The sequence below is a fragment of the Pseudoneobacillus rhizosphaerae genome (assembly GCF_917563885.1).
In the GTDB taxonomy this organism is placed as follows: Bacteria; Bacillota; Bacilli; order Bacillales; family Cytobacillaceae; genus Pseudoneobacillus; species Pseudoneobacillus rhizosphaerae.
Genome location: NZ_CAKJTG010000006.1, coordinates 65604 through 79744 on the forward strand (window position 1 = coordinate 65604; position 14141 = coordinate 79744).

Consider the following 14141-nt stretch of genomic DNA (forward strand, 5'->3'; position numbering starts at 1 on the left):
TAAATGGTGGTAGGGGCTTCTTTATAAAGATTAGACATATGAGACAAATTGCTGTACATACCATAAAAGTAAGAGTAAATATTCAACAATTGAGGACAGAAACAGTAAGGAGGAGCGAAATTGACAAATCTGACACCTTCGATGCGCCTTAAAGTGAAAAGGGATACGTTTTTTCTTCCTGATTCACATAACGGTGTGTATTTTCGGAATAACATTAGTTCGTTTCGTATGGAAGGAACTTCGATTGATAAGTGGGTTGAAAAACTGATTCCGATGTTCAATGGGGAGTACTCATTGTCGGATATAACAAAGGGATTGACAGGACCATATCGAGATAGGGTGTATGAGATAGCGGGTGCGCTTTATCAAAATGGATACGCTCGAGATGTTAGTCAAGACCGACCGCATCAATTGGCTGATTATGTTCTTAAAAAAAATGCCTCTCAAATTGAATTTTTGGACAGTTTTGGTGATTCAGGTGCATACCGGTTTCAAAAGTATCGCGAGGCCAATGTTTTGGCTATTGGCTCTGGTCCTATTTTGGTTGCCTTAATTTCAGCGTTGATTGAGTCGGGACTGCCAAAGATAAATGTTCTAATCACAGACCGAGTACCTACCAATAGACAGAGGTTAATAGAATTAGAAGAACATGGAAGGCAAACGGACCCTGAGATAAGCGTAAAAGAAATTACTCTGAAAAATAGGCAGGGGAATTTTTGGCAAGAAATTGTAAAACCATTTGATTCGATTTTGTATGTGTCAGGCGAAGGGAATGTAGAGGAATTGCGTGCCATGCATAGATTATGTCGGGAAGAGAAGAAGATTTTCCTCCCCGCAATAAGTCTAAAGAATGTTGGTTTCGCAGGTCCGTTAGTGCATCCAGATTCTAAAGGATGCTGGGAATCCGCGTGGCACCGCATCCATCAAACTTCTTTAGGTAAAAAAGAGCAATTAGAAGCCAGATCTTCTGTTGCAGAGGCGATGTTGGCAAATGTAATCGTTTTTGAATTGTTTAAACAAGTTTCAAGTGAGACTGAAATAGAACAGAGTAATCAATTTTACTTACTTGATTTCAATACGATGGAGGGGAACTGGCATCCTTACATCCCTCATCCACTTGTTACAGGAGAAATATCGGCCCAATTCGTTAATGACATTAGTAAAAGACTTCAAAATGATGTAAGCAAAGAACGTCAGAGTGATTTGCTTCTATACTTCAATCAACTGACCTCAAAGGAATCAGGGATATTCCATATTTGGGATGAGGAGGATTTAAAGCAGCTTCCGTTGGCACAGTGTTTCGTTCAGGCAGTCGATCCATTGTCTGAGGGTCCGGCAAAGCTCCTACCTAGACAAATTTGTTCAGGTCTTACGCATCAAGAGGCACGTCGAGAATCAGGACTGACAGGAATCGAAGCATATGTCACTCAACTGGTCCCGTTATTCTCTAAGTCTCAATCTTTAAATAAGGAGATTGATAGAAACTTAGAATTACCGTATTTTATTGGTGTAGGAGCGGGGGAAACATTTGCAGAAGGAGTTAGTCGGGGATTACAACGGTGTTTGGAAGAAGAGCTAAAAAATCAACTTCTCAATCATACAATTTCTGCCTTTCCTGTCCAGTTGAGTGTGGTAGAAGACAATCGTTCCCGTTTTTATTTGCAGGCAGTAACGACGATGCAGGGAGCACCGATCATCGCCTTAGGAGAAGAAGTGAACGGCTTTCCTGTAGTATGGCTAGGGATTAACAATCGCTGGTATGGTAGTGTGGGCTTGAATTTAACTTTGGCATTAAGGAAGGCAGCGCAACAAGCGCTTACGAGAGCTCAAAATTCAACCACCTACACTAACACACAAGGATTGGAAGTTTCGTCTATCCAATTAGAAAAAAAATCCCCTCTAAGTATGGAAATCCCAGCTTATGAAGATGTATCGCAATTAGAGAACCTGCAGACTGCCTTGAAGATTTTGAAAAAGAAGGGCAAGCAAATTGTAGTTTATGAGCTAGAAGTGGAACCAATTTTTAAAAAGGAACTTGCAGGGGTGTTTGGTGTGTGTTTATGAGAGGAGGAGTCGATATGAGTGCTCTCGTACTAGTTGTCGGTGAAGGATTATTGGCAGAGTATACGTGTAGACAGCTGTCAAATCAATTCCATATCGTTCATAAACCTGATTTCAAGGAAGGATTATCAGAAGAGATTGATTTAGTCCTCGTATTAGATGATGCCTGGTATCCCTCTATCCATCAGAAAGCTGAAAAAATCATGCAACCAACCGGAATCCCTTGGATACGAGGCTTCGTTTCATTTGGCGAGGGGGTCATTGGGCCATTAGTCCAAGGGAGTTCCCCAGGATGCTCCAATTGTGCAGACATTCGTAAAATTATGGCTGGCCGCGAACGGATAGAGATGTTTGACGTAAGGCAGCAAAAGAAGGAGCGTAAAGATAGCTCCCGTGATGCATGGGCTTCGAATAACGGACTTTTCCAAATGTCCCTTTTGGTGGCAGACGCGGCACAGAAAGTTTTGCAAGGGGATCAATCAAACTTGAAAGAAGGCATTCTATTAATCAATTTAATAACACAAAAGATTTCAAGACATACCTTTTTGCCCGATCCGTTATGTCCAGTTTGCGGTCATTTACCTGACGATTCACCTATTGATGCCCGTATTTCACTAAAACAAAGTCCAAAAATCAGCATGTATAATTACCGATGTCGTTCAATGGATGATCTGATAAAGGTACTTGCTAAAGACTATTTGGATCTGAGCACCGGGTTTATGAATAGTAAAATGAAGGACCTAGTGCCCCCATTTGCAGATGTAGTAGTCAATTTGCCGCTATTAGTCGGAGATGAAGGGGTAGCCGGGAGGACACATTCCTACTCCTTAAGTGAGTCAACCGCTATATTAGAGGGTTTGGAGAGGTACTGTGGTTTGGCTGCTCATGGCAAACGAACAGTAGTCCACGATAGTTTTCGAAATTTGGAGGGTACTGCACTCAATCCTATAAAGGTTGGTATTCACGCTAAGGAACAGTATGCTCAGCCTGGTTTTCCGTTTCATCCATTTAGCCCAGACCGTTCCATTAATTGGGTATGGGGCTATTCATTTTTAGAAGAGCGTCCGATTCTAGTTCCTGAATTGCTTGCTTATTACAGCTTAGGCTGCGGGGAGGGGTTTGTCTATGAAACTTCCAATGGCTGTGCACTAGGTGGAAGTTTGGAGGAGGCTATTTTCCACGGGATTATGGAAGTGGTTGAGAGAGATTCATTCCTTATGACCTGGTACGCACAACTAAATTTACCTCGTTTGGATCCATATTCCGCTAAAGACCAAGAGTTACAGTTAATGATTGAACGCGTGAGGGCGGTAGCTGGATATGACTTGCATTTTTATAACTCAACAATGGAAAATGGTATTCCAAGTATAATGGCGATTGCTAAAAATCGGAAGCAAAAGGGACTAAATCTCATTTGTGCAGCAGGAGCCCATTTAGATCCATTAAAAGCGGTGAAAAGCGCCATTCACGAAGTGGCTGCCATGATGATGACGTTGGATGAAAAATTTGAGGAAAATCAGGAGGAACTTCTCAGCATGCTGAAAGATCCTTCCTTGGTGAGGAAAATGGATGATCATGGCTTGCTTTATGGTATGCCACAAGCAGAAGATCGCTTACAATTTTTACTGGATGAAAATCGTCCGTTACGAACGTTTGACGAAGAGTTTAAGTGGAAGACGAATCACACAGACCTAACCGATGATCTTCAAGACATTCTTACTGTATTTCGAAATTTGGATCTCGATGTAATAGTAGTGGACCAGACAACATCGGAAACGATAAGAAACGGACTGCATTGCGTAAAGGTACTCATACCTGGGATGTTGCCAATGACATTTGGTCATCATCTAACCCGCGTTACAGGGTTGGAGAGAGTGTTAAGAGTACCAAAGGAACTTGGATATACTAGTCAACCTCTAAAATTTGAAGAACTTAATCCACATCCACATCCTTTTCCATAAGCGGCACTGAGGAGGATACAAAAATGAAACTTGATGAGTTTCTACACAATTTACATTTTGACATCGATAAAGTTAGCCCTTCAGACTGGAAAGTGGATTGGGAGGATGCACCGCTTTCATATAAGCTTTACCAAGGATTGCCTGTAGTTCCGTTTTCACTTGATGTACCTCTGACGCTTAAAGAATCGGAAGTACCAATAAAACCTAACCTTCAAAGAATGGGTCATTTTCTTTGGTATATATATGGGCACACTCAATTTAGCCAGTCGGTTTATACTACAGATCCAGCCCCAGACCTAATGGAATCATATAGACGGTTTGTTCCGTCCGGTGGTGCACTGTATCCAAATGAATTATATGTGTACTTAAAGCTGAACGATTTGCCTTTAGGCATCTATCACTATGACGTGGCACATCACCGCTTAGTGTTGTTGAGAGAAGGGAATTTTGATTCTTATTTATCGCGTGCACTTGGTAATCGCTGTGATCTATCCACTTGTTTTGGTACAGTCTTTGTATCAACCATGTTTTGGAAAAATTACTACAAATATAATAACTTTTCGTACCGTTTGCAGGGGCTAGATACTGGTGTACTGATGGGACAGCTATTGGAAGTAGCGAAACGTTTTGGCTTTGAATCAGGGGTGTACTACCAATTTCTTGACCAATCCATCAACCATTTGCTGGGTCTATCGGAGCATGAAGAAAGTGTTTATTCTATTGTCCCGTTATCAGTGGAACCGACAATTTGGTCTACACTATGTAGTGATAAAGAAGGGACTTTCTCTGCCAATGAATTGAGTCAAGAGATAACTGCCATTCATCCTAACCACTATGTCCGTTCACGTCGAGTCAAACCATTTCCCATGTTAACGAAAATGAATGAAAGCTCTATGTTTGAATCAACTGAATCATTCCGGCAAATCAGCCCGCATAAGTATTTCATTGACAATTATGAAATTCTCCCTTTGCCGGACATAAAGAGACAATTATATGATTTAGCATCTGCCTGTCGACAGCGATTTTCACCTGATGTGGATTTCACAATGAGGAACGTCAGCCTCCATCAATTGGCAACACTCCTTAAGGAGGCATCGGAATCCTTCTCCTATCGTAATGATTTGGATTCTACATTTCAAAAATCTGTGTCTAGAGTCTCTCTGTATCTTTGTTTATATAAAGTGGAAGGTATTCCAGACGGTGCATATAAATATGACAGCGAAGCCCATGCTTTAAGTCAAATAAACCCCGGGGATCACAGACTAAAGTTACAAAATTCTATGACTGGAAGTAATGTGAACTTATTCCAAGTACCGCTATGCCTTGATGTCGTTGGGGAGAAAGACCATTTGGTAAGAACAATGGGGTATAGAGGATATCGCATACAACAAATGGAAGCAGGAATGCTTGTACAAAGATTACTCTTAACAGCTTCTGCTCTTGGTATGGGAGGGCACCCTCTACTTGGGTTTAAAACTCAATCAAGTGATGAGATTTATAATATCCATTCACAAGAAAAAACCAGTTTAATCCAACTCCCAATCGGTCACTATCGGGATCGCCCTTGGTTGAGAGGTAACTTGCATAGTTAAATTAGGGTTTTGTTAAAGGATAATGTTTATTTCTTAGGGTCTAACTGAATTGGGCAATATGGAAATGGTTACCATTAACAGTTGAAAAAGGAAAAAGCGGTAACAATTAAGGTCTAATAGTTACCGTCAACAGCGGTGTTTAACAGAGCCTTCATTTAAAAAGAAATCGCCAGACCTTATATATAGGTGCTGGCGATTTCTTTTTAAATGAAAGGTCCTAATTATGTAAGAGTATCACCATTCTAAGGTTTGCCATCACAGTTTTATATCCTGTAAATCTTTTAAACGTGGGGTATTTGTTTTATTTTGAATTTAGTATAATAGAGTAAACCTTTAAAACAACTGCATGGGGGAACATAGAGATGGTTGTTGTGAAATCAGTGAAAATCGATGGTGAGAATATTCACCTATTCAAAAGCGTAATATATATCTTTGAATCAAGCGCAGGATTCACACTACAATTTGATATGATTGTAAGTGAATTAATTGTAAAAAAATATAAAGAGTTTGAAAATCTAATCGTTGAGATAGAGTTAGAAGATGGTAGAGTCTTGAATTCCATTATGCATTTAAAAATATTCCAAGGAAAATTACCTTTGATCAATTTATTTTGCGAGCTGGATGATATCCATGAATATGAAAATATCAAAGTGGTCCATGAAGATGATTCCTGGTTTCCTAATATTGAAGAAGGAATCACCATAGAAGACATAAGAAAAGTAGAAATGCCTATTGAAGAGGTTCGGTTAAAATTAAAACTTCCAATTGATCAGGTAGAATGGCTAAAAGATCAAAAACCGAAAGATTTGAATGGGATTTTCAAAGAAATGATCTATGAACTTTGGAAAAGTCAAGATATCAAAAGGTAAAAGATGGGGAACGGAGATTAGACATGAAAACTCTAGATATGGCTGCTTTATTTGGACTTGCTGCGTTATGGGGTGCTTCCTTTTTATTTATTCGAATTGCTTCACCTGTATTTGGACCCATTCTCACCATTCAAGGGCGAGTTACACTTGCTGCAGCTGCTCTGATTGTCTTTTTACTCATATCGGGGAAATCATTGTATCTAAAACAAAAATGGAGACAATATTTCATAATTGGTGCCTTAAATGCTGCGATTCCATTTACACTTATTGCCACAGCTGCGCTTTATTTACCGGCTTCCATGTCGGCAATTCTTAATTCTTTAACTCCTCTATTCACAGCATTCGTAATCTGGGGTTGGATGAAAGAAAAGCTAAGTGTTCGTAAATGGCTTGGTACTGTTGTTGGCGTGTTAGGAGTTTCCATCTTAGTAGGTTGGAGTACGTTACCATTCACGAAGGAAGTTATGATTGCTGTGATTCTCTCCGTCCTATCTACGATTTCATATGGATTTGCAGGTGTTTACGCTAAGAAAAGTTTTGCTGGAGTTCCCGCACTTTCACTCGCAGCGGGGCAACAGCTGGGTGCGTCGATGCTATTATTGCCTTTTACTTTCATAAACTTTCCTACTTCAACAAGCGCTATTACAACGGTTGCTGTTTTGTCGATTGTGGGTCTTGCTATATTTTGCACAGCCATTGCCTATCTTTTATATTTTCACTTGATTAATAATGTTGGACCAGCAAAAACCCTCAGTGTCACTTTTCTAATACCTGTATTCGGGATGATGTGGGGCAGTTTTTTTCTCCAAGAGGAAATGACATTAGGAATGATAGTCGGACTCATTGTAATTTTAGGAAGTGTCTTCCTAATTTCAGATGTTCATTTAAAAATGAGGTTTGTAAGAAAGAGAATGCAATAGTGAAACATTGGCTCACATACATTTTGTGGTTATGAAACTATTTTAGGCAGTGCCTTATTCCTCACCTACTGTCTTCATACATTGTAAAATCACCTGTACTGATCCATACCAACATCTTAAGCGGAGGAATACTTTGATAAACTTAAAGAAAATCCTAAGCTATATTCCATATTTTGAAGATAAAAACATTGAATTCTGTACGTATGTTACACCAGACCAAGGTACCTTAGGATATTTTCAATATGATAAAAAGCTTACGGAATTTATTAATGAGCTTTATAAAACCGAATAGAAATAAAAAGTAAAGCCCTCTTAAGTCTATCTTAAGAGGGCTCCTAATGATGAGTAGTTACAGTCGACATAATTAGTAAAGTTCAATTCTTCCAATCTTTGCGATTTTAAAATCCATATATCCAGTGGGTTGGACAGAAAAATACATATAATTTACTCCGTTTACGAGAGACCCCCGATAAGTAGAATCAAGCTCTGCATTAAATTTTACGATAAAATCCACCTGAGATTTATTTTTGCCGATTTCTTTCATATCTACAAATTCGACCTTTTTAATTCCTTTCTTAAATTCTTCTACATTAAAAGCAGAAGGGTTTAAGAATAAATCCTGAGTTGCCTTTGTACTAACGAGAAGGTGTCTAAAAAAATTATATGCTGGATTAACGTTCCCCGGAACATCTAGATTCCAGTAAGGCTCCTTACTAATTCGCCAGCCTGCATTTTGCACATATTGATATTCTACTAAATAATCCTCTTTTCCATTTGTATCACCAACAGGAACGGATAATACATACACCTTAGTGTTTTTCTCATCTTTTATAAATTGAGTCGTAGCCTTCTGCCATTGAAGGATAGAACCACCGTCAGCTTCTAGCTGCGCCATTTTACCATTGTGTTCAATAATCCCTTTTGAACGGATGAAATTCTCTGCAGCACTGTGTGTTAATGAGTTCTTTAAATAGTTTAGTAACTCTTTTTTTGTGTCGATTTGGCTTGAGAGGTACCGATACGTTTTACCATTGTAAGTGAATGTTTTGTACTCCCCATTTTGATAAGAACCACCTGCTTGAACATAACTAGCTGCTTGGGCAAAGCTCGCTGCAAGCTCTACAGTTTTTTTATCGGTTAAAACACTTTGGTCGAAAATGGGCTCGTCACTTAATCTCCAGCCTTGCTTCTGAACATATTGATACTGAACCAAATATTGATCCTTTTCACCAGTTTCCCCTAATGGAACGGTTAGACGATAAACTTTTGTGTTTTTTTCAGTTTTGATATACTGAGCCGTTGCTTTTTCCCATTGAAGAAGGGAGCCTCCATCAGCCTCTAGTTGAGCTAATTTTCCTTTATATTCTATGATTCCCCTGGTACTCATAAATTTCTGTGCAGCACTTGTGGTAAGTGATTTTCCTAAATAGTTTAATAGCTCACTTTTTTTATCAATCGTACCTGCTAAGTACCGATACGTTTTCCCTTTATAACTAAAGGTCTTATATTCTCCTGGTTTGTAGTCACCGCCACGTTGTACATAACTGGCTGCAACAGAGAAGTTTGCTGCTAATTGAATAGCTTGTTGTGAGGTTAACTCATTTTTCTGCGAAGATGTTTGTGTTGTCTTTGAGACTTCCTTCGCAAAAGTAACATCCATATTGGTTGAAAATGGTGAATGAAAGAGGGCTACCGCTAATCCAGTAATGATGATTTTTTTGCCTATACTTTTCAATTTAATTACCTCCAAATATCAATTTATCTAATTCACAATGATTTAGACGACGATAAATGGAAAAAGTTACATATCTTTAAAAAGCTTTTTTGTATTGTTTTTTTGTATGAATTTTCAAACGATTCGGACTTGAATAGTCACAGATGGTTCCATCCAGTCCGAAAGAGCTATAGATTCTGCCTGTTCTCATCAGATGCGACCTATGATAAACTCAGGTTATCAGAATTTTTCCAATAGAGCATTAAACTTATAAACATTGAATAAGGGAGGGATGTTTTTGGTGAAAGGATCCATATATAAAAGTAATGGGAAAACGCTTATTACTCAACATTATGATAATTATCTAAAGTCGTTTGATTTTGAAATCGAGCAGATATATGTTGATACAAGTTATGGTAAAACACATATTCTTGTAGCAGGACCACCAGAAGGAAAACCTATTTTTATATTTCAGGGTGGTAATTGTATAAATCCAATGACTTTATCTTGGTTTTTACCACTTGTAGATAAATACAGAGTTTATGCACCAGATACAATTGGTCATCCAGGATACAGTGATGAAAGTAGAATCTCAGCGAAGGACCATAGTTTTGCTCAGTGGATAAAGGAACTAATGGATTATTTTAATATAGAAAGTAGTGCATTTGTTGGTCCGTCCTACGGTGCAGGAATTATTTTGAGATTAGCCACATTTATGCCAGATAAAATTGACTGTTCAGTATTGGTATCACCAGCAGGAATAAGATTAGGTTCTAAAACTAGAATGATTAAAGATATTTTACTTCCTTTAATCTTATTTAATAGTACTTCATCACAAAAACATCTCAATAAAATTACTGATACTATGTCAGATAATAGTATGAAAGAAATTGATAAAAAAGTGATTGGAGATGTCTTTAAATATATTAGACTTGAACAAGAAATGCCCAAATTAACTACTAAGGAAGAATTGTTACATTATCAATCGCCCACTTTAATCATAGCAGGGAAAAAAGATATCTTTTTTCCTGAAAATAGATTAAATAAAGTTGCTAGAGAAATCATTCCAAATCTAATTGCATTTAAGACCTATGATATGGGACATTTCCCATCCGAAGAACATCTGGTGAAAATTAACAATGATATTGTAGACTTTTTAAACACTTACTACTAACTTTTGGGAGCTATAATGCAACAAGGGAACTCCAAACCAATAAGGGGTTCCCTTTTATGTTGAGAAAATCAGAAACTAATTGGCAAAAAAATTCTGAGTAAAGTATGGTTGCGATGCTTCGTTAAAAGCTACGCCGACTCCTAAATACTCATAATCCTTCTGGAGGATATTTTTTCGATGTCCCATTGAATTCATTAAACCTTCATGGGCAAATATACTACTAAACTGTCCATAGGCTAGGTTCTCACCAGCCGTGTGAAAAGAAATTTGATCCTCTTTTAAGCGGTCAAAAGGTGATTTTCCATCTAAGTTGATATGGCTGAAATATTGATTCAGAGCCATATCCGTACTATGTTTACGCGCCGTTTCTCGGACGTGTTCGTCCCATGTAAGGATCGGAAGCTGATGATTTACTCTAGAAGCATTGGTTAAATCAAAAAGCTGATACTCAAAACCTTCTTTTAAGTCAGCACTTACTTTTGGATAAATATCTGCTTTATTTTGTTCAATGTCCTTATGAATTAATTGAATAGAAGTCACGGTATCATTTTTATGTTTGTCATAGAAAATGGTGATGTACACATTATCATGTAGAAATACATCAAAGTCGGATTTCTCTTGTAATTGGTAAAAAGTCATTCCTTTTTGAATTTTAGTCAGTGGATTGCCTAGATTCAGACGGACATCCGCTTTTGAACTACCAAACTTAAGACCAGTAGTAGATGCGATTAGGTTTTGGTTTGTGTATAATCCTGCAGCATTATTGTTTTTATCATACAGTACCATAAAGAAATGGTGATAATTATTATGGTAAGTAGCCCAAAACGTGCCATATTCATTTAGGCTTACTCGTTGTGGTGTTCCTAGTTTTTTTTCGATATCGTCTTTTGGATGACCAAGTTCAATATTATTAATTGATAAAAGCTGATCTGGTATCTCAAGTTTTATCTCATCTAACGGCTTTTCACTCAATGGATGCGGGGAATCCTCAACAAGAAGTCCTAATTGGTCCCAAAATATTTGCAGATTTTCATTTAGAGTGCTTAGATGAGCTCGTACGTCTTGATTATTTTGAATCGTATTCAATGTTCCTTGAAATTCTTCTACAGTTTTAGAGAGAGAGGGGGCGTCTATCTGGTTTTGAACAATTGGCCATGAAAAATATATCAAAAGAATGTACAGTATTAATTTTAGTAAATTGAACATTACTTTTCCTCCCATCTAGTAGAATTCTAGCCAAAATAATTAAAATCTATAAGCTGTAGAGGCTATTAACTCGCTGTTTGGTCGACTTTTTTGTTTAGAGGAAGAATTATGAACAACAGAATTTTAGTAAGTACAGAATTATTTGTCGAAAATAATCAATTTCCTTCTTTTTTCCAGTTTCGAAATGGTAATATGAAGTAGATAAATACAAATTACACGAAAGGAAACTCTAAAAAGCTATTGAACAAACTAAGATACAATCTAATATTTAGGAGCTAAAAATTATGTCTAGTAATAATCAAGGATGTTTAGGGTTTCTATTCCATTTATTTGGAGTTAAACTTAAAGATCCAAATAAGACAGGGATAGATGAATTTCCATACGCATTAAGAGATAATTTTTTATCACCCTCAGAACTGTCATTCTACAAAATTCTAAGTCTAGTAATCACAAAGGAATTTGTTATCTTCACAAAAGTAGCTTTAAAGGATATTTTTTTTGTGACAGAAAAGGATCGAAGTAAACATAGTACATACCATAATAAAATTAGCAAAAAGCATGTTGATTTTTTAGTTTGCAACGCTGCATCTATGAAACCCGTTTGTGGAATTGAATTAGACGATTCTTCACATGGAAGACAAGACCGTGTGATTAGGGATGATTTTGTGAACCAAGTATTCAAAAACGCTGGATTACCCCTTATTAGATATACGAACAAAAGATCTTATGTTTTGTCTGAGGTGGAAGAAAAGCTTCAAACAATTATACAATCTACAAAAGCGGAAGCAGTAAATATTCAAACACCAATTGTTGAAAAAATAGAGGTAAACAAAAATTTTACAAGTTCTCCAATATGTCCAAAATGTCAAACCCCATTCGTCCTACGTGCAGCTAAAAGCGGTAAAAATGTTGGTAAACAGTTCTATGGGTGTTCCAATTATCCGAAGTGTCGGGAAATACTTGAAATTGAATAACACAGATGGAGATACTAATGTGGTAGAAATTTGTGTGTGGGGGGTAACAAGTGAATTTTGATGAAATTATACAAGAGCTTGAAAGACTTTGAGCGTATTTTTTAGTTGAAAGTAGAGGTGGTCAAGCTTGAATTTATTAGTGTCTTTATTATTTTTTATCATTTTAAGCTATTACAGTTTTATGTTGGTTCAAGTCTTGGTAAAAATGAAGCGAAAAGTAGTAATACCTGCAAATGCTGAGGAAATCGTGTTCATCAGAAATTACCCTCAGAAACATGTAGACTTCCCAACATATTCTAGACAAAAGTTTGATTTATGCTTTGATGGTTCTATTTGTGTTCACGATGTTCTTAATTGGATCCGTAATTTATAAATTTGATTGGACATTCTACATATTGTTGTTACTTCTTCTTACCCGTTCATACAATTTTCTAAATTTATTTCTTGTGTTTGAGGACGGAATTCTAAGTGGGAACCGCTTTATTACCTGGAGAAGAATAAAATCATTTCATTTTGTTCCGATTGATGTAAACCATAAATATTATGGATATGAAAAAGAAGTGAACAGTGGATATGAATTAATAATAAAAGGAACGCTCAAATCAGTAAGTGTGATTATTACATCTGATGAAATGAGAGATAAGCTGTCTATGCTTTTGAATGAACATTTAATAAAAAAGGGTTAATGGGTCTGTTTAGAAGAAGCACAGTGAGATTATATACAATATGTAAAGGAAAAAGCCCACTTATGGGCTTTTTGTATAATTTTGGGTTATTCATTCGTCATCACTCGTATTCCCTTTGATTTCATTAACAATTTCGTTAGCAAAGTGACCAAGAGTACCTTCGCTATATCCCCTAATAACCTCAGGTGCAAGGGAAGTAAGAGCCCTTTTTACATAATCGGAAGGAAGTCCTTTTTTCGCAAACTCTCTCTCGATTTCCAATGCGGCTTTTACAGCATAATAGGTTGCTAATTTATTTACATCGGATAAAAGACTTTCCTGATCGATTTTTATGCTTCCAAGATATTGATAGAGGGCTTCAATATGGTTAGGTAACCTAGTTTCGGTTATAAACAAGCCATTTCCATGCTCCAGTAGGTCTCGCGCATGCCCCATATACTTCACTCCGAGAATATTTAAGTCTGGAAACTTTGCCTTAACATCTTTTGTATCAAGTGCTGTTGCCATATTAATGATAGGTGTAGAAAAAGGTAATCTTCTAATGGAATATAGATTTGAGATAAAGGGAATCACGTTCAAAGCAGGGAGGGCTAAAATAAGCACATCTAACTCTAATAAATCGCTTTCGGTCAATGAATAACTATTAGAAAATTGCTGCACAAATGGTTCAAGTTTTGTTTCCGATGGGTGATATACTCCAATTTTAATAGGATGTTTTTCCCAGTGTGTCATCATCGCTTTTCCTAATCTGCCAATCCCGACTAAGCCCACTTTATTTATCTTCATTTTTTACACCTCACTCTTAATCAGCCTATAATTCTAATCCTTTATTATATAGGCAAAGTACGCTGAAAAGAACAGCTTACTTTAATTATCTAGGTTTTGAAAAGAGTAAAGTCCATGTTTTTAAAAGATAATTTAAGTATTTGAAAACCTAGAAAAATTAACAAGAATGGTTTAAATTCCTGTTTTTGTCTCAATAAT

13 protein-coding genes are annotated in these 14141 nt (G+C 37.0%); 10 read left to right on the forward strand and 3 right to left on the reverse strand.

Annotated features, from left to right (window positions below; genetic code table 11):
* Positions 1-120 precede the first annotated feature (120 nt).
* The 6 genes from LRP83_RS06355 to LRP83_RS06380 all read left to right on the forward strand — a co-directional run bounded on the left by LRP83_RS06355 (position 121) and on the right by LRP83_RS06380 (position 7695).
* Entirely contained in the window at positions 121-2064 is a 1944-nt protein-coding gene (locus LRP83_RS06355) for a putative thiazole-containing bacteriocin maturation protein (protein ID WP_230495852.1), read from the forward strand.
* A 14-nt stretch (positions 2065-2078) separates the two neighbouring features.
* On the forward strand, positions 2079-4022 hold the full coding sequence (locus LRP83_RS06360) for a TOMM precursor leader peptide-binding protein (protein WP_230495853.1): 1944 nt from the start codon (positions 2079-2081) through the stop codon (positions 4020-4022).
* A 23-nt stretch (positions 4023-4045) separates the two neighbouring features.
* Entirely contained in the window at positions 4046-5614 is a 1569-nt protein-coding gene (locus LRP83_RS06365) for a SagB family peptide dehydrogenase (protein ID WP_230495854.1), read from the forward strand.
* Positions 5615-5976: 362 nt separating this feature from the next.
* Entirely contained in the window at positions 5977-6483 is a 507-nt protein-coding gene (locus LRP83_RS06370; protein ID WP_230495855.1) for a hypothetical protein, read from the forward strand.
* The gene (locus LRP83_RS06375; protein WP_230495856.1) at positions 6456-7403 is read left to right on the forward strand and encodes a DMT family transporter; all 948 of its coding nucleotides are present in this window, start codon (positions 6456-6458) and stop codon (positions 7401-7403) included. The genes LRP83_RS06370 and LRP83_RS06375 overlap by 28 nt, the downstream gene beginning before the upstream one ends.
* A 133-nt stretch (positions 7404-7536) precedes the next feature.
* Positions 7537-7695, forward strand: coding sequence for a hypothetical protein (locus tag LRP83_RS06380; protein WP_230495857.1), 159 nt, complete (start codon positions 7537-7539; stop codon positions 7693-7695).
* Between the two features lie 72 nt (positions 7696-7767).
* Here the strand turns inward: LRP83_RS06380 and LRP83_RS06385 are convergent, their stop codons facing one another.
* Positions 7768-9138 carry an IseA DL-endopeptidase inhibitor family protein gene (locus LRP83_RS06385; protein WP_230495858.1) on the reverse strand — a complete coding sequence of 457 codons (1371 nt, stop codon included), beginning with the start codon at positions 9136-9138 and terminating at the stop codon, positions 7768-7770.
* Positions 9139-9409: 271 nt separating this feature from the next.
* Between LRP83_RS06385 and LRP83_RS06390 the strand changes: the two genes are divergently transcribed.
* Complete coding sequence (locus LRP83_RS06390; RefSeq protein WP_354002328.1) at positions 9410-10291, forward strand: alpha/beta fold hydrolase; 882 nt, start codon at positions 9410-9412, stop codon at positions 10289-10291.
* Positions 10292-10366: 75 nt separating this feature from the next.
* On the opposite strand, the gene LRP83_RS06395 is transcribed toward LRP83_RS06390, so the two are convergent.
* Positions 10367-11497: a CAP domain-containing protein gene (locus LRP83_RS06395; protein WP_230495860.1), complete on the reverse strand. Its 1131-nt coding sequence runs from the start codon at positions 11495-11497 to the stop codon at positions 10367-10369.
* Between the two features lie 284 nt (positions 11498-11781).
* Here LRP83_RS06395 and LRP83_RS06400 point away from each other — a divergent pair, with 284 nt between their 5' ends.
* The 3 genes from LRP83_RS06400 (at position 11782) to LRP83_RS06410 (ending at position 13157) form a co-directional block, all read left to right on the forward strand.
* Positions 11782-12471 carry a DUF2726 domain-containing protein gene (locus LRP83_RS06400; RefSeq protein WP_230495861.1) on the forward strand — a complete coding sequence of 230 codons (690 nt, stop codon included), beginning with the start codon at positions 11782-11784 and terminating at the stop codon, positions 12469-12471.
* A gap of 127 nt (positions 12472-12598) precedes the next feature.
* Positions 12599-12844, forward strand: coding sequence for a hypothetical protein (locus tag LRP83_RS06405; protein ID WP_230495862.1), 246 nt, complete (start codon positions 12599-12601; stop codon positions 12842-12844).
* A gap of 73 nt (positions 12845-12917) precedes the next feature.
* Positions 12918-13157, forward strand: a complete 240-nt coding sequence (locus tag LRP83_RS06410; protein WP_230495863.1) for a hypothetical protein — start codon at positions 12918-12920, stop codon at positions 13155-13157.
* A gap of 90 nt (positions 13158-13247) precedes the next feature.
* On the opposite strand, the gene LRP83_RS06415 is transcribed toward LRP83_RS06410, so the two are convergent.
* Positions 13248-13943 (reverse strand): NAD(P)-binding domain-containing protein, encoded by a 696-nt coding sequence (locus LRP83_RS06415; protein ID WP_230495864.1) that lies wholly within the window; start codon positions 13941-13943, stop codon positions 13248-13250.
* Between the last annotated feature and the right edge of the window lie 198 nt (positions 13944-14141).